Origin of the sequence: Streptomyces sp. NPDC059477 (genome assembly GCF_042749375.1) — a bacterium.
GTDB lineage: Bacteria > Actinomycetota > Actinomycetes > Streptomycetales > Streptomycetaceae > Streptomyces.
Genome location: NZ_JBHYUG010000035.1, coordinates 18,965 through 38,775, shown reverse-complemented (window position 1 = coordinate 38,775; position 19,811 = coordinate 18,965). Strand labels below are relative to the sequence as shown.

At 72.7% G+C, this 19,811-nt stretch carries 17 protein-coding genes; 9 read left to right on the top strand and 8 right to left on the bottom strand.

Going from position 1 to position 19,811, the window contains the following annotated elements:
- The first annotated feature begins 241 nt into the window (after window positions 1-241).
- Together ACFXAZ_RS19355 and ACFXAZ_RS19350 are read left to right on the top strand one after the other, a co-directional pair.
- The gene (locus ACFXAZ_RS19355) at window positions 242-1,780 is read left to right on the top strand and encodes a fatty acyl-CoA synthetase (RefSeq protein ID WP_384592268.1); all 1,539 of its coding nucleotides are present in this window, start codon (window positions 242-244) and stop codon (window positions 1,778-1,780) included.
- Complete coding sequence (locus tag ACFXAZ_RS19350) at window positions 1,777-3,105, top strand: hypothetical protein (RefSeq protein ID WP_384592265.1); 1,329 nt, start codon at window positions 1,777-1,779, stop codon at window positions 3,103-3,105. Before ACFXAZ_RS19355 ends, ACFXAZ_RS19350 begins: the two co-directional genes overlap by 4 nt.
- 45 nt (window positions 3,106-3,150) lie before the next feature.
- On the opposite strand, the gene ACFXAZ_RS19345 is transcribed toward ACFXAZ_RS19350, so the two are convergent.
- Window positions 3,151-4,860 carry a sulfatase gene (locus ACFXAZ_RS19345; protein WP_384592261.1) on the bottom strand — a complete coding sequence of 570 codons (1,710 nt, stop codon included), beginning with the start codon at window positions 4,858-4,860 and terminating at the stop codon, window positions 3,151-3,153.
- A gap of 250 nt (window positions 4,861-5,110) precedes the next feature.
- Here ACFXAZ_RS19345 and ACFXAZ_RS19340 point away from each other — a divergent pair, with 250 nt between their 5' ends.
- The 3 genes from ACFXAZ_RS19340 (at window position 5,111) to ACFXAZ_RS19330 (ending at window position 6,994) form a co-directional block, all read left to right on the top strand.
- The gene (locus ACFXAZ_RS19340; protein WP_384592257.1) at window positions 5,111-5,353 is read left to right on the top strand and encodes a DUF397 domain-containing protein; all 243 of its coding nucleotides are present in this window, start codon (window positions 5,111-5,113) and stop codon (window positions 5,351-5,353) included.
- Window positions 5,354-5,462: 109 nt separating this feature from the next.
- Window positions 5,463-6,356 (top strand): universal stress protein, encoded by an 894-nt coding sequence (locus tag ACFXAZ_RS19335; RefSeq protein ID WP_384592254.1) that lies wholly within the window; start codon window positions 5,463-5,465, stop codon window positions 6,354-6,356.
- A 140-nt stretch (window positions 6,357-6,496) separates the two neighbouring features.
- Window positions 6,497-6,994, top strand: a complete 498-nt coding sequence (locus ACFXAZ_RS19330; protein ID WP_384592251.1) for a hypothetical protein — start codon at window positions 6,497-6,499, stop codon at window positions 6,992-6,994.
- Between the two features lie 15 nt (window positions 6,995-7,009).
- Here ACFXAZ_RS19330 and ACFXAZ_RS19325 read toward each other — a convergent pair whose 3' ends face one another.
- Together ACFXAZ_RS19325 and ACFXAZ_RS19320 are read right to left on the bottom strand one after the other, a co-directional pair.
- On the bottom strand, window positions 7,010-8,980 hold the full coding sequence (locus ACFXAZ_RS19325) for an N-acetylmuramoyl-L-alanine amidase (protein WP_384592248.1): 1,971 nt from the start codon (window positions 8,978-8,980) through the stop codon (window positions 7,010-7,012).
- A 675-nt stretch (window positions 8,981-9,655) separates the two neighbouring features.
- Window positions 9,656-10,831 carry an aminoglycoside phosphotransferase family protein gene (locus ACFXAZ_RS19320; RefSeq protein WP_384592245.1) on the bottom strand — a complete coding sequence of 392 codons (1,176 nt, stop codon included), beginning with the start codon at window positions 10,829-10,831 and terminating at the stop codon, window positions 9,656-9,658.
- A 244-nt stretch (window positions 10,832-11,075) separates the two neighbouring features.
- On the opposite strand from ACFXAZ_RS19320, the gene ACFXAZ_RS19315 reads away from it, so the two are divergent.
- A complete protein-coding gene (locus ACFXAZ_RS19315; RefSeq protein WP_384592242.1) occupies window positions 11,076-12,566 on the top strand; it encodes a hypothetical protein in 1,491 nt (496 codons plus the stop codon).
- 42 nt (window positions 12,567-12,608) lie between these two features.
- Here ACFXAZ_RS19315 and ACFXAZ_RS19310 read toward each other — a convergent pair whose 3' ends face one another.
- Window positions 12,609-14,030, bottom strand: a complete 1,422-nt coding sequence (locus tag ACFXAZ_RS19310) for a PP2C family protein-serine/threonine phosphatase (RefSeq protein ID WP_384592239.1) — start codon at window positions 14,028-14,030, stop codon at window positions 12,609-12,611.
- A 415-nt stretch (window positions 14,031-14,445) separates the two neighbouring features.
- On the opposite strand from ACFXAZ_RS19310, the gene ACFXAZ_RS19305 reads away from it, so the two are divergent.
- The gene (locus ACFXAZ_RS19305) at window positions 14,446-14,856 is read left to right on the top strand and encodes an SsgA family sporulation/cell division regulator (protein WP_384592236.1); all 411 of its coding nucleotides are present in this window, start codon (window positions 14,446-14,448) and stop codon (window positions 14,854-14,856) included.
- A gap of 28 nt (window positions 14,857-14,884) precedes the next feature.
- On the opposite strand, the gene ACFXAZ_RS19300 is transcribed toward ACFXAZ_RS19305, so the two are convergent.
- A complete protein-coding gene (locus ACFXAZ_RS19300) occupies window positions 14,885-15,835 on the bottom strand; it encodes a dioxygenase (protein WP_384592233.1) in 951 nt (316 codons plus the stop codon).
- Between the two features lie 17 nt (window positions 15,836-15,852).
- Window positions 15,853-15,978, bottom strand: coding sequence for a hypothetical protein (locus tag ACFXAZ_RS19295; protein WP_384592230.1), 126 nt, complete (start codon window positions 15,976-15,978; stop codon window positions 15,853-15,855).
- A gap of 86 nt (window positions 15,979-16,064) precedes the next feature.
- On the opposite strand from ACFXAZ_RS19295, the gene ACFXAZ_RS19290 reads away from it, so the two are divergent.
- Window positions 16,065-16,277 (top strand): hypothetical protein, encoded by a 213-nt coding sequence (locus ACFXAZ_RS19290; protein ID WP_384592229.1) that lies wholly within the window; start codon window positions 16,065-16,067, stop codon window positions 16,275-16,277.
- Window positions 16,267-17,352, top strand: coding sequence for a maleylacetate reductase (locus tag ACFXAZ_RS19285; protein ID WP_384592226.1), 1,086 nt, complete (start codon window positions 16,267-16,269; stop codon window positions 17,350-17,352). Before ACFXAZ_RS19290 ends, ACFXAZ_RS19285 begins: the two co-directional genes overlap by 11 nt.
- Before the next feature lie 57 nt (window positions 17,353-17,409).
- On the opposite strand, the gene ACFXAZ_RS19280 is transcribed toward ACFXAZ_RS19285, so the two are convergent.
- Window positions 17,410-18,426 (bottom strand): Gfo/Idh/MocA family protein, encoded by a 1,017-nt coding sequence (locus tag ACFXAZ_RS19280; protein WP_384592223.1) that lies wholly within the window; start codon window positions 18,424-18,426, stop codon window positions 17,410-17,412.
- Window positions 18,427-18,495: 69 nt separating this feature from the next.
- Window positions 18,496-19,590 (bottom strand): chemotaxis protein, encoded by a 1,095-nt coding sequence (locus ACFXAZ_RS19275; protein WP_384592220.1) that lies wholly within the window; start codon window positions 19,588-19,590, stop codon window positions 18,496-18,498.
- Between the last annotated feature and the right edge of the window lie 221 nt (window positions 19,591-19,811).

The following is a 19,811-nucleotide window of genomic DNA, read 5'->3' as shown; positions in this document are numbered from 1 at the left end:
CCTGAGGGGTCGCGGCGACCTTGAGGAAGCGCTCACCCCAACCCCCCTGAGGGGTCGCGGCGACCTTGAGGAAGCGCTCACCCCAACCCCCCTGAGGGGTCGCGGCGACCTCGAAGAGGCCCCCACCCCAACCCCCCAGGGGCGCGGGGAACTGCGCGACCAGCCCCCACCGAACCCGCACCCGCCCACCAAGCCTCCCGCCCCTTGACCTCGCCCCGCCCCCAGCAGAGGATCAACCGTCATGACGACGACGCCCGGACACGACAGCACGGTCGACGGCGTGCCCCGCCGCAGCACCCACAGCACGGTCGACGGCATGCTGCGCCGCAGCGCCCACCGCACCCCCACCCGAGTAGCCGTCGAATACGCCGACCGCACCTGGACCTACCGGGACCTGGACGACGCCGTGTCCCGCGCGGCGACCATCCTGCTGGCCCAGGGCCTCGCCGCAGGCGCCCGCGTCGCCGCCTACGCCCACAACTCCGACGCCTACCTCATCGCCTTCCTCGCCTGCGCCCGCGCCCGCCTCGTCCACGTCCCGGTCAACCAGAACCTGACCGGCGACGACCTCGCCTACCTCCTCGCCCAGTCCGGTGCCTCCCTGGTCCTGACCGACCCCGCCCTGACGGACCGGCTGCCCGCGGGCACCCGATCCCTCCCCCTGCGGGACACCGACGGCTCGCTCCTCGCGACGCTGCCCCGGACAGCCCCGTACGACGGCCCCGAGGCCCGCTCCGAGGACTTGGTGCAACTGCTCTACACCTCCGGCACCACCGCGCTCCCCAAGGGCGCGATGATGACCCACCGCGCCCTGGTCCACGAGTACCTGAGCGCCATCACCGCGCTGGACCTGAGCGCCGGAGACCTCCCCGTGCACTCGCTGCCGCTCTACCACTCGGCCCAGACGCATGTCTTCCTGCTGCCCTATCTCGCGGTCGGCGCGACCAACACCATCCTGGACGCGCCGGACGGCGACCGTATCTTCGAACTGATCGAACAGGGCCGGGCGGACAGCCTGTTCGCCCCACCCACGGTATGGATCGCCCTGTCACAGCGCCCGGACTTCACCACCCGGGACCTGACCGGACTGCGCAAGGCGTACTACGGGGCGTCGATCATGCCCGTGCCGGTACTCGAACGGCTCCGGGAGCGGCTGCCGGAGCTGGCCTTCTACAACTGCTTCGGGCAGAGCGAGATCGGCCCGCTGGCCACCGTGCTCGGCCCCGACGAGCACGAGGGCCGGATGGACTCCTGCGGCCGTCCGGTGCTCTTCGTGGACGCGCGGGTGGTGGACGAGAACGGCGAGGACGTGCCCGACGGCACCCCGGGCGAGATCGTCTACCGCTCACCGCAGCTGTGCGAGGGCTACTGGGGCAAGCCCGAGGAGACCGCGGACGCCTTCCGGGACGGCTGGTTCCGCTCCGGGGACCTGGCCGTCCGGGACGCCGACGGCTACTTCACGATCGTCGACCGGGTGAAGGACGTCATCAACTCCGGCGGGGTCGTGGTCGCCTCACGCCAGGTCGAGGACGCCCTGTACACCCATGAGGCGGTCGCCGAGGCCGCTGTCATCGGGCTGCCCGACCCGCGCTGGATCGAGGCGATCACCGCGGTGGTCGTCGCGCGCGGCGAGGTGTCGGAGGCCGACCTGATCGCCCACACCCGCGCACGCCTGGCCCCCTTCAAGGCGCCGAAGCGGGTCTTCTTCGTGGACCGGCTGCCCCGCAACGCCAGCGGCAAGATCCTCAAGCGCGAGTTGCGGGACCGGTTCACCCGTTGACCGACGACCGCTCCTCCGACGACCGCTCCAGCGACGGCCGTTCCTCCGACGGCCGTTCCTCCGACGACCCCTCCACCAACGGCCTTTCCACGGCAACCGGCGTACGGCAGAGCGTGTCCGTGGTGCTGCCGGTCCTGCTGCACGGCGAACCGGACTGGGCCCGCGGCCCGTTGCCGTTCGCGGTGGGGGAGCGGGCACGGGACGCCGAGTGGCGGCGGCAGTACTTCGCCCCGGCGGTGGCCCGCGCACTGCACGGCCGCCGCTGGCACCGCACGACGACGGTGACCGACGGCCCCCTGACCCTCATCGGCCTGGAACTGCTGGGCACGGCCCGCCCGGCCGCCCCCCACCGAGCCCTGGGCGTCCTGCACTTCGACGTCACCGGCCCCGCCCTGCTGGAGGTACTGCGTGCCATCGGCCACCGCCCCGGCGCCCTGCCCGACCCCCTGACCGGCCCCCTGTCCCCGGCGACCCTGTTCGCAGCGGCGGCCGACACGACCCCGCCGGCGGAGCCCTTCGCGATAGCCCGCCCCTACACCATCGCGTTCTTCACACCGGACGACAGCCATCCCTCCGTCCTGCGGCGGGCCGACGGCGAACTCCCCGCCACCGCCCACACCTGGCTCGGCGCACTCGCCGCACGATCCGCCGAACGGGACAACCCGCCCACCCCACAGCGGCGCGAACGCCTGGCCCAGGAAGCCATCCGCCTCTCCGCCGACTGGAGCGCGCTGGTCGGCCCGCACGGCACCGCGTTCCTCGGCCACCGGGCCGACCGGGGCGACAGCGACTTCTACGCCTTCGCCCAGGCCCACATCCGCTCCGTCCACCTGGACACCCTCCTCCTGGGCATGATCCAGCGCGACCACCTCAACGCCCTGGGCGACCAGCTCTCCACGGTCTTCGACACCGGCCCCGGCCTCGCCCGGCGGTTGGCGGCCCTGGAGGACGACATCGCCGTGTTCCGCAGCGCGTACTGGCGCCCCCACCAGACCGTCCACGGCCCCGCCGCCGGTGTGCTGCGCGCCTTCCACACCCAGCATCGCCTCCCCAGCCTGTTCACCGACATCCTCGCCGAGGCCGCCGACTACGGCCGTCTGGTGCAGACCCGCGAGAGCCAGCAGATCGCGGGCGCACTCGGCATCCTGACCATCCTCGGCCTGCCCCTGGGCACCGCCCTGTCCATCCTCCAGGTCCTGGGCGACGGGAACCCCTGGCACCTGCTCCTGGCCCTCGGGCTGGCCTTCGCGACAACGGCGGCGGTCCTGACGACGCGGTACGGCCGCCTGGTCCTGGCGTCGCTGCGAGGCCGGGCACGCGGGTGAGACACCGTCAGTCACCTCGCCCCACCCTGTGGCCCGCCGCCGACATCACCCCCCGTACGCCGTCATGAACCGGTCCCGGAACTCATCCATCCGCCACACCGGGGCGTCGGCGCCCGGCTTCAGCCCCGCCGTCCAGCCCCAGCCGGCGATCCGGTCGAGGACCTTCTCGTCCTTGGCGACGACCGTGACCGGCACATCCTTGCTGGTGCTGCCCGACGTGACCGTCGGCACCGGCTGGTGGTCGCCGAGGAAGACCATCACGCTGTTCTCGTCGCCGTAGCGTTCGAGCCACTGGACGAGCGTGGTCAGCGAGTACGCCACGGCCTTGGCGTACTCGGCGCGCACCCGGCCGGGGTCCTTCCACACCTCCTCGGGGTCCGCGCCCTCCTTCTTGACCTGGTGGAAGACCGAGCCGTCGCCGAGGTCGGCCCAGTCGAGCACGGGAGCCTGCGGCGCCCAGGGGCTGTGGCTGGAGGCGAGGATGATCTCCGCCATCACCGGCCGCCGGTCGCCCCGCCCGTGCTCCAGCCGCTCGAACGCCTCCATGCTGAACTGGTCCGGCACAGGCGTCCAGCTGAAGTACGGGCCGCGATACCCGAGCCGCTCGGAGTCATAGATGTGATCGAGCCCGAAGAACTCCCCCTCCGGCCAGGCCCGCCGCACCCCCGGCACGATCCCGACCGTGCGCCACTCGCCGCTCTCCCGGAAGTAGCTCGTCAGGGTCGCCCGGTCGCTGGTCGTCAGGGACCGGTACCGCTGCTGGTTGTCGATCCACAGCCCGGACAGAAAGGTGGAGTGCGCGAGCCAGCTCCCGGCCCCGGTCACCGGCGACCGCAGCCAGCCGCTGCGCGCCGCGAACCCCGCCGCCGCCAGCGACCGTGTCCCCTCGTCCAGCACGCCCCCGACCCGCTCGGCCATCGCCGGATCCTCGATCGCCGTACGCCCATAACTCTCGACGAACGTGAACAGCACGTCCTTGCCGCGCAGCCCGGTCAGCAACTCCTGCGGCGGGACCTCCGCGAACGCGTCCACCGCGGCCTGCTGCTCGAACACCTCCGCGTCCCGCAGCCCCGCCCGCACCTGCGCCACCCGGTTCCCCAGGAACTCCGCGTTCCCCTTCGTGGCCACCGGGACGCCCGCGAGCTGCACGCCCAGCGTGACGCAGATGATCCACGCGATGCCCAGGACCACCGTGGTCCGGGTGGCCGTGTGCCGGTGCCGGGCCATCAGCCGCGTCACCCGCACCATGGCGAGCGTCATCGACACCAGCAGCGCGGCGAACAGCACCAGCACCCCCGTGACGGCGAGCACCTGCCCGCCCCGGCCGAACGACTCCCGCAGAAAGTCCGTCGCGTCGTCCAGCAGGACCCAGTCCAGGACCGGATCGAACGGCCGGGCCAGCACCTGATAGAACCCCATGTCGACGAACTTCAGCACCGTGACCAGCCCGAGCAGCACCCCCGAGACCACCGCCGCGATCCGTCGAGCCCGCGCCGGAAGCGCCAGCAACAGCCCCGCGAGCAGAATTCCCTCCGCCGGAAGCCGCGCGAACGCCCCCACCGACAGCCGCTCGACCCGATTGGGCAGCACCAGCGCGCCGAAGAGCAGCAGCCCCGCCAGCACCGTCGTCCCGACGCCGACACCACGTGCCGTACGGGGACAGCGGCCCCGCCGGCCGAACCCGCCGGCCGGACCACCACCTGCCCCGCCGCCCTCCCCGTCCGTTTCCTGACGAGGGCGAGTGAAGAGCGACACCCGGTGTTCCTTCCGTACGGGGGACCGGCCTGCCCCCACCCATACGTCCGTGAGCCACCGCCCGTTCAAACACCACGCCACGTTCGGACACCGGTACGGAGATGGCTCCCAGTTCTTCGCCAGGTGGCTGGTCGGCGACCAGCCACCGGACTCCTGAGGCCGTCGGGGAGAGTCCTCTCATGTGGCCTGTCGGCCCCGGGACACGATCGCTAGGCTGGCCGCGGACGACGAAAGCGGGAGGAGCACGGACGTGGCCGAGACCACCACCCAGCACAAGCCGCTCACGGGCTGGGACAAGCCGGACCTGGACCTGAGCAACGCGGAGTGGCACTCCAGCAGCCGGGGGCGGGGGGATGTCCAGATCGCCTTCGTCGAAGGCTTCATCGCGATGCGCAACAGCGACCGCCCGGAGAGCCCCTCCCTGATCTTCACCCCGGCGGAGTGGGGGGCGTTCGTGTCAGGAGCACGGGAAGGGGAGTTCGACCTCACCTAGACCCCGCTGGGCGCCCCGAATTCCCGGCATGCGACCATCGAACCGTCCTGGACCGTTTCCGACCGATACGGTCCAGGGAACGGAAGGTCGTACTCCGGAGGTGAGGACCATGAGCGAACTGCCGGTGATCGCGGCGGTCGACGGATCCGAGGACAGTCTGCGGGCCCTGGACTGGGCCGTGGACACCGCCCGGGGGCGCGGTGCGCCCCTCCGGGTGGTCCATGTGCGGCAGTACGCGGCGTGGACCCAGCCCGGCGCCCCGGTGGTCCTGCCGCCCGGCCCCGTCGAGGACCCCGTGCTCGACGACGTACGCGCCCACCTCGCCAAGCTCACCGACGTACCGGAGACGGAGTACCTCGGGATCGACGGCGCGGTCGGGGCGGTCCTGCCCGAACTCGGCGACACCGCCCAGCTGATCGTCCTCGGCTCCCGGGGCCGCGGCGGCTTCGCCAGCCTGCTGCTCGGCTCCAACGGCATCGCCGTCGCCCGCGACGCCGGATGCCCGGTCGTCGTGGTGCCCCGCCCCGGCCGCGAGGTCGACGACGCCCCCGAGGTCGAGCCCGGCCCCCGCGTGGTCGTCGGCATCAAGGTCGACAGCCCCGACGACGCCCTCCTCGACTTCGCCTTCACCGAGGCGGCCCACCGCGGGGCCCGCGTCCACGCGGTCGCCTCCTACTCCTGGCCCATCCAGGTCTGGACCACTCCGGCGGCACTGGTCCCACCGGCCCTGGACGAGGAAGCCATCGCGTCGGAGACCCGCGACCTGGCCGAAGCCATCCTCGCCCCCCACCGCGAGCACCACCCCGACGTCCGGTCCGACACCTACGCCGTCCCCGGCGACGCGGCCGGCAACATCGTCGCCGCCGCGAAGAACGCCACCCTGACCGTCGTGGGCCGCCACCGCCGTCGCCTCACCGCCCCCGCCCCCATGCTGGGCTCAGTAACCCAAGCGGTACTCCTGCACGCCCCCAGCCCCATCGCGGTGATCCCCCCAAAGCCATAGCCCCACCACTTCCATCGCGCCGGAGCACAACGCCCTCAAGGGACGTGGGGAACCGCGCAAACAACCGAACACCCGACCCCCCCCCCCGACCCCACCCCCAAATTCCCACCGCCGGCCACCCGCCACGTACCATTGACCGCATGTCGTTCCTCCGCCGCCGCAGCGCCTCTCCCGCCGGGCCCGAATTCGACGTACTGGCCATGGACCCCGGCGACTGGCCCGGCAATCTGGGCGCCGGCCTGCTGCCCGCGCCCGACGGCAGCTGCCAGGGAGTCTTCCTGCGCTACGACCTGTTCGGCGGCCGTGGCCCCGCGATGATCATCGGCAATCTCCCCGACGGCTCCCCGGCCCGCGAGGTGGCCGACGGCCAGGTCCCCTTCGAGGTCGGACAACTGCTGATCGCGCTGGAGAACGAGGAGGAGGTCACCGTCACCGGCACCGAGGACGTACCGGTGATGCAGGGCGACAACCTGCTGATCGTGCGCCGCGTCAAACTCTCCGAGAGCCGCATCTCCTGCGTCCAGTTCGACCGCAGCGACGGCGTCCTCGTCACCATCGCCGCCTGGGACCGCCCCATCACCGACGACCTCTACGCTCTGCTCAAGCCCCTCCCGGCGGAGCTTTTCCAACAGAGCTGAGGCCCCGGCCCCCGGCTACGACAACGCTCGCAGCGTCACGTCCGACGTCTTCACATACGCCACCCGGTGACCGAACTGGATCTCGTAGTACCGATCCTCCCCGGTCACCACCCGATGCCCGGCCGAGTCGAACGTGACCGCGTAGTAGTACGCGCCCCGCACCTCACCCCCGACGACATACTCCTGGCCCGCCGCCAAGGCGTACGGCAGCGCGGTCACCTGCTGCGCGGGGATCCCGGCCGGATAGGCCGACACCTCCGGATACGCCCTGCCGTACACGGGCACGGAGGCGAGCCCGGCCCGGGGCGTGATCACCTCCCCCGTCGCCGGGACGGCCACCGGCGCCTTCGCCGGGTTGTGGAACCACGCCTTCTGCCCCAGGTACCAGATCGCCGTCCACTCCCCGTCCCGCCCCGCCACCGCGTACTGCTGGCCGGTGGAGACCCGCGACCCGATGTCGTTCACATCGATCGTGGACGCCTCCCCGCCGGGCCGCAGACCGACGTCCTTCACCAGCGGATACGCCGCGCCGGGCCCCGTCCGCAGCCGCACCGCGCTCGACCCGTGCACCGCGCACGCCTCACCCTTGGTGACACAGCCCGTGAACGCGGGCCGGTGCGCCGCGTACTCCGGCAGGATCGTCACCAGGCCCGCGTCCGCCGTCGCGGCGGCCTCGAAGGGGCGGCCCAGCAGCTCGAAGTAGTGCGCCCAGTCCCAGTACGGGCCGGGATCCGTGTGCATACCGCCGACCGACGCCGCCGTCGGGCCCGGCACATTGTCATGGCCCAGAATGTGCTGCCGGTCCAGCGGGATGCCGTACATGTCCGAGAGATAGCGCACCAGCCGCGCCGACGCGCGGTACATCGCCTCCGTGTACCAGGCGTCCGGCGAGGCGAGAAAGCCCTCGTGCTCCAGACCGATCGAGGTGGAGTTGATGTACCAGTTCCCCGCGTGCCAGGCCACGTCCCGCGCCTTCACATGCTGGGCGACATGGCCGTCCGTCGACCGCAGGGAGTAGTTCCAGGAGACGTACGCCGGGTCCTGGACCATGTCCAGCACCCCCTCCCAGCGGCCCTCCGTGTCATGGACGACGATGTACTCGATGCGCTGCGACCCCGGCCGCCCGCCCACGTCGTGATTGCCGTAGTCACCGTCACCGAACCGCTCGTACGGCGCCGGGATCCACTCGCACGCCACCCTCGCCGGGCACTCCGTGCCATCCGCCTCCGCCATCCGCAGCCCCGCCCCGCGCAACTGCGCGGTGTCCGGCGCCAGCCCCGGCCGCGCGGCCAGCGCCACCCGCTGACCGGAGTCCGTCAGCCGCCGCTCGCCGGAGCGGATCACCGCGAACACGTCGTTCGCGTACGCCGCCGCCGTCGCCGAGTCGTCCGCGCCCGAGAAACGGGCCACCGCCCCGTACCACCGCGCCGGATCCTCGCTCGCCGGGGCGCCCAGCTCCCGCTGCGCGTCGGCCAGCAGCGCCGCGCCGCCCGCCACGTTCGCCGCCGGGTCGGTGCGCAGCCGCTCGGTGCTCAGCCCGGTCAGCCCGGCCGCCCGGCGCAGGGTGGTGAGCCGGGCGGGCAGCTCCGCGTCCAGCGGCGGCTTCGCCACCGGCAGCAGGGCAGGGCGGGCGCTGTCCCCGCGCGGGTCCTCGGTGCCCTCGCTGTGGTGCGGTGCGCTCGCCAGGGCGGTACGGGCGTCGGTGAGGTGCATCGGACCGTAGCCGCCGCTCACGCTCGGCGCACCGCCGTGCCCGTCCCAGCGGGACTGGAGGTACGACACCCCCAGCAGCACGCTCTGCGGCACCCCGTACTCGGCGGCAGCGGCGGCGAACGCCCGCTGGAGTCCGGCGTCGGCGGGCCCGGCCGTGGACGGGGCGGCGCCCAGCAGGGGGAGCAGCAGCGCCGAGGTGGCCAGCGCACCGGCGGCCCGGCGGACGGTTCCGGGGCGCACGGCCCGCTGGACGGCGGTGTCGGGGTGACGCAAGGCGGCCTCCTGGGACGGACGAGCGCGACGAGCCGTACGGCGCCGGAGGTGACCGTGGCGGTCCGTCCCCGACGGTCCGTCAATCATGCCCAGGAAAGCCGGTCATACCGTGTCAACGCAGGTCGCCGGGAGTTTCGCGCCCGTCGGCGCACCATCAGCGGCACGGCACCGCCGTACCCCGATGACCGCCCCGGTGTCCATCAGGCACCCCGGCACACCAAGGCCCGCGATGCGCCGCCCCCTGCCGGGCACACCACGGGCCACACGGCCCCCTTCCGATCGGGACCGCACTTCCTTGTCCGAACGAGGCCGCCTCTTCCTGTCCGAGCGGAGTGGGCGGGTCCTGTCTGCGGGGCCGCGCTTCTCCGTCCGCTCGGGGCTCTCCGCCCGGTCCATCGGGGTCGTTCTTCCCCACCTGATCGAGATCGCTCGGCCCTGTCGGCGGGGGCCGCACACCCCCATCCGATCGGGCCGCTCCTGGCAGCCCGAGGAGGCGCGCTCCGCCCCCTCCTCGCCCGTCCGCTCGGGGCGCTCCGCCCCGGCCAATCCAGGCCGCTCCCTCCCCGCCGGGAGCCAGGTGCGGCCACTCCTCATGACATCCGCCCTCATGGCGTCCGCGCCGTGGGCGCGCGTTCCGTCCGCGTGCGGGGCGCACGCCGGGGCTCCGGCGGGCCCTCAGCGGGTGCCGACCGCCGCGCGGACCGCCCGGCGGGCCATCTGACAGTCGTCGTGCAGCCGCCGCAGCAGCAGGCGCTGTTCCTCACCGGAGGGCACGGCGCCCTGCTGGCCCGGTACCCCGACCGGGGCCGGCTCGCGCATCGAACGCTGCACGGCCGTCTCGTACGTACGGATCTCCCGGGTCAGCACCAGCATCAGATTGACCAGGAACGCGTCCCGGGAGGCGAGCCCCGCGGACTGGGCGATCTGGCTGATGTGCCGCCGGGCCATCGGGGCGTCGCCGAGCACCGACCACAGGGTGGCCAGGTCGTAGCCCGGCAGATACCAGCCCGCGTGCTCCCAGTCCACCAGCACCGGACCGGCCGGGGACAGCAGAATGTTGGACAGCAGCGCGTCCCCGTGGCAGAACTGGCCCATGCCCTGGCGGCCCGCGGTCGCCGCGATGCCGTGCAGCAGCTTCTGGAGATCGCCGAGGTCCCGGTCGGTGAGCAGCCCCAGTTCGTGGAAGCGGGAGATACGCGCCGCGTAGTCCAGCGGGGCGTCGAAGGTGCCCGCCGGGGGACGCCAGGCGTTGAGCCGGCAGATCGCGCCGAGCGCGGCCCGGATGTCTCCGCGCGGCGGCGCCTCGGCGGGGTGGCGGTGCAGGGCCGCGGCCCGGCCCGGCATCCGCTCGATGACCAGGGTGCAGTTGTCCGGGTCCGCCGCGATCAGCCTCGGCACCCGCACAGGGGGGCGGTGCCGGACGAACGAGCGGTACGCCGCTATCTCGTGGCGGATCCGCTCGGCCCACGCGGGGGACTGGTCCAGCAGACACTTCGCGACGGCCGTACTGCGGCCCGTCGTGCCGACGAGGAGAACGGAGCGGCTGCTGCGGCGCAATACCTGCACCGGCGCGAACTCCGGGCAGATCCGGTGCACCGACGCGATCGCCGTCCGCAGCTGGGCGCCCTGGGGGCCGGACAAGTCGAGTCTCCCGCTGAGCGGTTGGCTGCCGAGTCCCGCGCGCCGGTTGCGGCCCGCGCCGAGCAGGGCGCCGGCCGTTCGCGCGGGGGCCAGATACGGGCCGCCGACGCCCGACAGGGGGGCCTCGCCGGAACGGGCGGGGACCGGCACCTGGGGACGCGAACGGAGCGGCCGGGGTGGTGCGGACACGGAGGACGATGCTGCGTACATAGGCGAGACAGATCCCTTCGTGTGCCTGCGACGTCTTGACGCCACCCGGCCCGGCTGACCTGGTACACCCTGGGGAGTGCACCGTGGTACCGGTACGGCCGCCGGGTCGGGGTGGCGCTTTCCTACCTGACACCCGGCGTCCCGTGGCACACCATCTGGCGCACCCTGGCGAACCCTGGCGAATAGTCGCTAGGCAACTCTCACCGGGCTAATGTCAACTCAGCCGAGAACCTGGGGGCTTGACGTGAGCGGACAACCCAATACCCGCCTGGCGGACCTGTTCGGCCTGGTCGGCTGGTCCAAAGGCGAACTCGCGAGGCTGGTCAACCGGCAGGCGGCGGCCATGGGCCACCCCCAGCTGTCGACCGACACCTCACGGGTACGGCGCTGGATCGACATGGGAGAGATCCCGCGCGATCCCGTACCGAGGGTGCTGGCGGCGTTGTTCACCGAGCGTCTCGGCCGTGTCGTGACCATCGAGGACCTCGGTCTGGTCCGGCACGGGCGCGTGGGGAAACGACAGGGCGACGGGAGTGCGGAACATCCCGGCGAGCTGTCCTGGGCGCCCGGACGGACGGCCGCGTTCCTCATCGATTTCACGGGAATGGACCTCATGCTCAACCGACGCGGTCTGGTGGGCGCGGGCGCCGTGCTCGCCGCGGGATCCGCACTCAGCAGCGCCATGCACGACTGGCTGCACTCAGATCCGGCCCTGACCCCCGACGCTCCCGTACTCGACAACCCCCTGCACGCCGACCCCGCTGGGTACGACCGCTACGAGGCCGCCCCCATCGGATCGCAGGAGATCGAGGAACTGGAGCTTTCGGTCGAAGTGTTCCGGGAGTGGGACGCGGCCCGCGGGGGCGGGCTGCAACGCAAGGCGGTCGTGGGCCAGCTCAACGAAGTGGGCGGCATGCTCGCCTACCAGCACCCTCCGCATCTCCAACGACGCCTGTGGTGCGTGGCCGCCGACCTCGCCGCCCTGGCGGGCTGGATGTCGCACGACGTGGGCCTGGAACCCACGGCCCAGAAGTACTTCGTGATCGCCGCCCATGCCGCCCGCGAGGGCGGTGACCGGCCCCGGGCCGGCGAGGCGCTCTCCAGGGCGGCCCGCCAGATGGTCCATCTGGGCCGGCCCGACGAGGCGCTGGACCTGATGAAACTCGCCCAGGCGGGCGCGGGCGAGCAGATGCTGCCCCGCACCCGGTCCATGTTCCACACCATCGAGGCGTGGGCACAGGCGTCGATGGGCAAGGGCCAGGCCATGCGCCGCACCCTGGGACAGGCCGAGGATCTGTTCGTCGCCAAGAGCGACGAGGAGACACCGAGCTGGATGAAGACCTTCAAGGACGAGGATCTGTACGGGATGCAGGCCCTGTCCTACCGCAGTCTCGCGGAGTTCGATCCGGCCGCCGCCACACAGGCACAGCACTACGCGGAGAAGGCGCTCGCCCTCAGGAACGACGGGCGGGAGCGGTCGAAGATCTTCGACTATCTCTCGATGGCGTCCGCGTGCTTCATCGCGAACGACCCCGATCGGGGCGCCGATCACGCGTCCGAGGCCCTGCGCTCGATGGGCACCAACTCGTCGCACCGCACCTGGGACCGGATGCACCAGATGTACCGGCTCACCGCCCAGTACTCCGACAACCAGAAGGTCAGCCAACTCCGGGAGGAGATCAAGTCGGCTCTGAGCAAGGTGAAGGGGAGAGGCGGGAACAGCACCCCGGCGTGAACGGACACGTCGTGGGCGGGCCCCCGCCCGCTTTCCCTACAATTACAACGCCACCCTGGCGATGAGCACGCAGGCGTCGTCCTCGCGCTCGGTCCCGCCGAATTCAGCCGCCACCGTGTCCAGGCCGTCCTGTGCCGTCCGTGCCCCGGACAGCCGTGGGGCCAGGTCGAGGAGCGGGCTCTCCCCGTAGGAGTGGCCCCGGGCGGGCACCAGTCCGTCGGTGTGGAACAGCAGCAGATCACCCGGTGCGAGGGTCGTCTCGGTCTCGCCGTACTCGGCACCCGAGGTCGCGCCCAGCAGCACCCCGTCCGGTGCGCTCAGTCGGCCCCCCGTCCCGTCGCGGAACAGCAGCGGGGCGGGGTGTCCGGCGCGCGCCCAGCGCAGCGTCCGGCTCCCCGGCCGGTAGCGGCAGCAGATGGCGCTGCCGAGGGCCGGCTGGGCGCTGTTGTCGAGCAACTGGTTGAGCAGCGAGAGCAGTTGGCCGGGCTCGGTCCCGACCATCGCCATGCCGCGCATCGCGCCGAGCACCATCGCCACGTCCGAGGTCACCGCGAGCCCGCGTCCGGTCAGTTCGCCGACGGTCAGCAGGGTGTCGCCGTCCGGCAGTTCGAGTACGTCGTACCAGTCGCCGCCGGTCAGTCCGGTGGGCGAGGCGGGCAGCGCACGGGCCGCGAGGTCGAGGCCGGCGCTGGGCCGCGGGAGTCGCAGGGAGCCGCGCCACGCCAGCGACACGGACTCCCGCGACTCGACCGCGGGCCGGTGCTCGGAGTGCGCCCGCTGCCGGTGGCGGCGCAGCGAGTCATGGGTCTCGCTCACGGCGGCCTGGCTGCGGCGCAGTGCGCTGACATCGCGCAGCACGGCCCACATGGAGGCGGTGCTGCCGTCCGCGTCGAGCACGGGCTCGCCCATCATGTGCACGGTCCGGAGCAGGCCGTCGGGGCGCAGCACCCGGAACTCGCCGTCGATCCGCCTGGCGTCGACCAGACAGTCCGTCACCATCGAGGTGAGCCGGGGCCGGTCCTCCTCGTGGACGAGGGAGGGCAGTTCGTCGAGGGTGAGCGGGGGAACGGCGGGGTCGCGGCCCAGGATCGCGTACAACTCGGCGGACCAGTTGGCCTCGTCCGTCAGCAGATTCCACTCCGCGCTGCCGACCCGGCTGAGCAGCGAGCCAGGGCGGGGGGCGGGGTCGGGGGCGGGCGGCTCGGGTCGTCGCGCGCGAGCCGCCGGGCGGGGGCCGTCGCGCAGTTGTGCCAAGTGCTCGTCCAGGTCTTCGAGTTGATGCAGCGCCAGGTCGTAGAGCGCGCGCTGCCAGCGCTGGCGCGGTTCGCAGTCGTCGCGTGAGGTGTCCCGTCGTACGGCGTCCACATCGCCCTTGAGGCGTCGGGTCTGTGTTATCAGCGCTTCGACCGGGCCGCGTCCGGGCGGCTGGGCGGCAGGGCGGTCCGCTGAGAGAGGGGACGGCATGACGCACTCCGAGGGGAAGGGGTCTCCCGTTCGAGCGGAGCCGGGAACGGGAGAGGTACGACGAGGGCTGTCGAGGGGACCGCTATGACTGTTGCACAGCCCGCGACGCCCCGTAAGGGATTTGGCAACACACGATACGGTGGTGCTTCTGGCATATGCCACCGTCTTCACAGGTGGGCTGTCCTGCGCCTTCGGCCTACAGCGCCGGGCCGGGCGGGGCGTAGAGGCCGTACGCGACTTGACGGACCGTCGGATGGCGCTATGTGTGAGGCCTTGCGCGCTCTGGCCCTGCGGCCCCTTGAATGTGATGCACGTCACATAAGTTGATCATGGTTGAGACGTCATGTGAACGGGGTCTGCGGGGTCGTAACAACACCGGGAATCCGGACGACCTCACAGCGCAGGGGAGACGCCCATGGAGATCACCCTCGAACAGCCCGCCCGCGCCCGCCTGATCACCGGCGAGGAGGATGTCCCGGTCCCCGCCACCCTGCGCTATGTCTCCACCGACCCACTGGCCGTGCACGTGGCCTTCCCGCCGGAGGTCACCCTGGCCGGTGAGGACGTCACCTGGACCTTCGCCCGGTCCCTGCTCGCGGACGGTCTGGACGGCCCGGCCGGGTGGGGGGACGTGCACATCTGGCCCAGCGGCCGGGCGCGCACGGTCCTCGAATTCCATTCGCCGTACGGATTGGCCCTGCTCCAGTTCGACACGGCACCGCTGCGCCGGTTCCTGGTGCGTACGTACGCCGTCGTGGCCCCCGGAGCGGAGGACCTGGGGCCGATGGTGGAGCGCTGCCTGCACGAGCTGACCGAGCAGCCCTGAGGAGGGAGGGCCGGGAAGGCGACCGGGCTCAGGGCGTGGGTCGTTCGGCCCGCCGCCGCGACGGGGACGGGGACAGTACGAGGTCGTTCTCCACCGAGAACCAGGCGCCGTCCACCCCCGGGGGCCGGTCGGGGTCGGTGGCGTCGCGGGGCACGAACGTACGGATCAGTGACGGCTTGACCGCGAAGACCGTGTCCGAGTCGAGGTACTCGCTGTCCGCGTCGAAGATGTGCGTGGTCAGCGACTGGTGGCCGGGCGCGTCCACCCTGAGATGGATGTGCGCGGGCCGCCACGGATGGCGTCCGGTGGCGCTCAGCATCCGCCCGACCGGCCCGTCGTCCGGGATCGGGTACGCCGTCGGCCGCACCGCGAGAAACGCGTAGCCGCCGTCCTCGCGGGTGCGGAAGCGGCCCCGCAGATGGTGTTCGGGCGCCCCGGGGTCCTGCACGGCGTAGAGCCGGTCGTCGCCGTTCTGCCAGACGTCGAGCACCGCGCCGGGGACCGGGGCGCCCGCGGTGTCCAGTACCCGTCCGTGTACCCAGGCGGGCGGCCCGGCCGGACGCTCGGCCAGGGAGGCACCGTAGGGGCGCAGCGGTGCGCCCGCCGCCCAGAACGGGCCGAGCACGGTGGACTCCGTGGTCGCGCCGCCCTGCTCGTGGTTGAGGGCGTCGACGAACATGGAGAGCCCGAGCGTGTCGGAGAGCAGGATGAACTCCTGCCGCTCCTCGGTGGTGAGACGACCGGCGTCGGTCAGGAAGCGGATCCCGGCGTACCACTCCTCCTGGGTGAGGCCCACCTCCGCGGCGTAGGCGTGCAGATGGTGCACCAGGCGCTCCAGCAGCACCCGCAGCCGGGGCGCCGGGGTGCCGGCGAAGCTCGCCACGACGGCCGAGGTGATCTCCTCGGGCGCCATGACCTCGGCGACCGGTGTGGCGTCGCCCGGTGCGGTGCCCCGCGTGTTGTCGTCCCTGGTCATCATGTCTCCCTGGATCCCTGTCAGCAGGCCGCCGGGACGGAGCGCCCGTGCGCCTCCGGGCCCTGCTCGCGCCCCCGCCCGGGGTCGAGGAACCGGGACCGCTCCAGTTCGGCGTGGTGATAGTCCCCCGCGTTGCCCCGGCTCATGTCCCGGCCGTGCTCGAAGCCCCGCTCGGCGGCGCGCGGTACGAGCGGGTTCCGGGGCGGCGCCCGGGTGGTTCCGCTCCGGTGACGTGGCCGTCGCCGACGACGAGGGGTACACGTACACCGTCGACCGGGTGAAGGGCATGTTCATCGCCGGCGGCGAGAACGTCTGTCCGGCCGAGGTCGAGAATGTGCTGTACAGCCATCGCCGGCGCCCTGCCGCGCAACGCGGCTGGGAAGATTCTCAAGTCCGCGCTCCGCGTTCCCCGTACCCCACCGAAGGAGGTCCGTATGGGCCCTGATGATGCCCGACGTGACGTGTTCGCGTTTGACTACCAGCCACCGCCCACGCGGGTCGGGTTCGGCGCCGGAGTGCTGGACACGCTGCCCCGGCTCGCGGCCGAGCTGGGCCTGCGGCGGCTGCTGGTGCTGTCCACGCCGGGCCGGGTCGCGCTCGCCGCGACGGCCGCCGACCTGCTCGGGGCGCGCTGCGCGGGACAGTTCACCGAGGCGCGGATGCATGTCCCCGTGGCCGTGGCGGACCGTGCCCGCGCGGTGGCCCGGGAACTCGCGGCCGACGGCTGCGTGGCCGTCGGGGGCGGCTCGACCACCGGCCTGGCCAAGGCGCTCGCACTGGACCCCGGCCTGCCCTACGTCGCCGTCCCGACGAGCTACGCGGGCTCGGAGATGACCCCGGTCTGGGGCCTGACCGAAGGGGGCCGCAAGACCACCGGCAAAAATCCCGCGGTCCTGCCCCGCGCGGTCCTCTACGACCCCGACCTCACCCTCACCCTGCCCGCCCGGACCTCCGTCGCCAGCGCCATGAACGCCATCGCGCACGCCGTGGAGGCCCTGTACGCCCCCGACACCTCCCCCTACGTGGCACTCCTGGCCGAGGACGGAGTACGACGTCTGGTGGCCGCCCTGCCGGAGATCGTCAGGGCGCCGGGCGACCGGGTGGCGCGCGGCGACGCCCTGTACGGCGCCTGGCTGTGCGGGTCCTGTCTCGGCGTCACCACGATGTCCCTGCACCACAAGCTGTGCCACACGCTCGGCGGCGCCCTCGACCTGCCGCACGCCGAGACCCACACCGTCGTCCTGCCCTATGTGCTGGCCTTCAACGAGGAGGCCGCCCGGGACCGGCTGGAGCCGCTCAAACGGGCCCTGAACACCTGGTACCCGCCGACGGCCCTCCAGGAACTGGCGCGCGACCTCGGCGCGCCCCGCTCGCTCGCCGACCTGGGCATGGCGGCGGACGACATCGACCGCGTCGCCGAACTCGTCCTCGCCCAGTCGCCCTTCGCCAATCCGCGGCCGGTCTCCCTGGACGACGTACGCGGGCTGCTGCGGGCGGCACACGCGGGATCAGACGTGTGAGGCGGGTGACGCGGGCGAGGTGGTGACATGGGTGAGCGGCTCGGCGGGCGTCAGACGTCAGACGTCCGCGTACAGCCGCGGGCGCGGCGCCAGTTCCACCGCCGTACGGACGCCGCTCTCCAGCGCCCGCACCCCCGCCTCGGCGACCGCCGTGGCGGCGTAGCCGTCCCACGCGCTCGGGCCGGTCACCCGCCCGTCCCGCACGGCGTCCACCCACGCCCGCAGTTCGGCGTCGTAGGCGTCGGCGAACCGTACGACGAAGTCCTGCGGGACGTCCTCGCGTGCCTCGCCGTCATGGGTCACGACCATGCCGTGCCCCGCACCGATACGCGCGCTGCCCGCCTCGCACACGGCCTCGCAGCGCACCTGGTAGCCGAAGCGGCAGTTGACGAAGATCTCCACGTCCACGAGCGTGCCCAGTGCGGTCTCGAACAGCAGGAACTGCGGGTCCTGGAGCCCCTCGGGCGCCAGCCCGGACACCGCGGGCCGCAGCGCCGTCACGGCGGTGATCTCCTGCCCGAGCAGCCAGCGCGCCGCGTCGATCTCGTGCGACACCGAGCTGCTGATGAGCATCGCGGAGGTGAAACCGGGCGGCGAGGAGACATTGCGGTGCACGCAGTGCAGCATCAGCGGCCGGCCCAGCCGCCCGGCGTCCAGCACCTCCTTGAGCCGGCGGTACTCGGCGTCGTAGCGCCGCATGAACCCGATCTGGATCAGCCGCCGCCCGACCGCGGCCTCCGCCTCCAGCACCCGCAGCGCGCCCGCCGGGTCCGGCACCATCGGCTTCTCGCACAGCACCGGAAGCCGCCGTTCCAGCGCGGCGAGCAGCGCGGATTCGTGCAGGACATCGGGGGAGGCGACGACCACGGCCCCGACCCCCGGCGTGTCCAGTGCCGCCGCCGCCTCCGTGTGCAGCGCCACACCGGCCAGTCCGGCGACCGCCCGCTCGGCCCGCGCGCCGTCGGGATCGGCCACGGCGACGACCCGCGCCCCGCTCACCACCCGCCCGAGCCGCCGAATGTGGTCGGCACCCATATGCCCGGCACCCAGCACGGCAACGCCCAGCTCACCCACGTACCCACCCCTTCGTGGCCGAAGACTTTCGGCCAGCGTAGATCGCGGGGCGCCGGGCCGCTGTCCTGTTCAGTAGCGCAGGACGCCCGCGATGCCCTGGGCGTCGCCCAGCGTGCCGTCCGGTACGAAGCGGACGGCCGCCCCCGTCTCCAGGCACTTCTCCACGATCTCGTCCACGATGTCCTCGCGGGCGTCGAGATCGCCGCTCAGGGCCGGCATCAGGTGGTCGCCGTCGTCGCGGACCGTGACCCGGAAGTTCTCCTCCACGGCGAGCAGCCGCACGCGCGCCTCGCGGGCGTTCTGCCAGACCTCGTCCACCCCGGCCGCGAACTCCTTGCGGCCCCGGGCGGCTTCGAGTTCGCCGGTCACGCGTTCGATGCCGCGGGCGGCCTCGTGCTTGACCGCCGGGCGCACGGCCTGCCAGACGGCCTCCGGGGTGCCCTGCGCCAGCCCGCCGTGCGGGACGTGCACGGCGTCCTTGGCGACCCCGCCGACCTCGTCCAGCGTGGCCAGCGCCGTCGTCTCCCCGGTGACGTACAGGGGCCTGGGGTGGGCGCGCAGTACGACGTCCATCGCGGTGTCGGCCTCGCGGAGGAAGGCGCGGGTGCGCTCGTCGCGGTAGGTGCTCGGGGTGTCCCCGATGCGCTCCTGCCGTTCGGGGTCGAAGTTCTCCGGCGCCAGGGTGAGCGGGAAACCGCCGGTCCGGGCCTCGCGGATGCGTCCCCCGCCGCCGTTCCAGAGCGTGATGCGGTCCGCCGCGACCGACAGCACCCAGAAGGGCCGCTCGGCGGCCTGCGCGGAGACCAGGTTGCGGGTCAGGAAGGTGTCCGAGAGCACGACACGTTCGGGCACGGTCCGGGCCAGCGACCACACCTGGTGCTCGCCCGGCGCCGCGAAGATCACCAGACCGTCCTCGGAGTGCGCCAGATCGATCTCGGTGAGCGCCTGGTCGAGCTGGGTCACGACCTCGGCCCGCCGCTCCCGGGTGACCGCCGGATCCGCCTCCAGCTGCTTCTTGGCCTCGGCCAGGACATTGCGCAGCCGGACCGGGTCCTGGGCGTTGTCCGGCTCACGGCGATGGGTGGGGGCCAGTACGGAGACGGCCGGATAGGGGCGCGGGCGGCGCAGCTCGGCAAGGGTCGCGGGACTCAGTGCGTGCTCCATGACAGCACCATAGGGCGGAATCACGGATCGGGCATTTGGTGCGAAGGGGGATTTTCGGGGCGGGTGGGAGTCGTCCTGGCGGGGGCGCGGGTAGGGCGGTCAGGGCTGAGGGCGCGACGCGTGGTGCGGCGCGCCCCCGGGAACCGGCCCGGCCCCCCCCGTCGGGCACGTCGCCCTACCCCGCAGTAACCGGGCGGACCCGCCCCGGGGGGTATAAAAAA

What these genes read in the sequence shown, in the direction of transcription:
- ACFXAZ_RS19330 (WP_384592251.1), top strand. Translation starts at nt 6,497, where the DNA reads ATGTCGTTCCTCCGCCGCCGCAGCGCCTCTCCCGCCGGGCCCGAATTC.
- ACFXAZ_RS19285 (WP_384592226.1), top strand. Translation starts at nt 16,267, where the DNA reads ATGGGCCCTGATGATGCCCGACGTGACGTGTTCGCGTTTGACTACCAG.
- ACFXAZ_RS19295 (WP_384592230.1), bottom strand. Translation starts at nt 15,978, where the DNA reads ATGAGCCGGGGCAACGCGGGGGACTATCACCACGCCGAACTGGAGCGG.
- ACFXAZ_RS19305 (WP_384592236.1), top strand. Translation starts at nt 14,446, where the DNA reads ATGGAGATCACCCTCGAACAGCCCGCCCGCGCCCGCCTGATCACCGGC.
- ACFXAZ_RS19275 (WP_384592220.1), bottom strand. Translation starts at nt 19,590, where the DNA reads ATGGAGCACGCACTGAGTCCCGCGACCCTTGCCGAGCTGCGCCGCCCG.
- ACFXAZ_RS19320 (WP_384592245.1), bottom strand. Translation starts at nt 10,831, where the DNA reads ATGTACGCAGCATCGTCCTCCGTGTCCGCACCACCCCGGCCGCTCCGT.
- ACFXAZ_RS19310 (WP_384592239.1), bottom strand. Translation starts at nt 14,030, where the DNA reads ATGCCGTCCCCTCTCTCAGCGGACCGCCCTGCCGCCCAGCCGCCCGGA.
- ACFXAZ_RS19335 (WP_384592254.1), top strand. Translation starts at nt 5,463, where the DNA reads ATGAGCGAACTGCCGGTGATCGCGGCGGTCGACGGATCCGAGGACAGT.
- ACFXAZ_RS19355 (WP_384592268.1), top strand. Translation starts at nt 242, where the DNA reads ATGACGACGACGCCCGGACACGACAGCACGGTCGACGGCGTGCCCCGC.
- ACFXAZ_RS19300 (WP_384592233.1), bottom strand. Translation starts at nt 15,835, where the DNA reads ATGATGACCAGGGACGACAACACGCGGGGCACCGCACCGGGCGACGCC.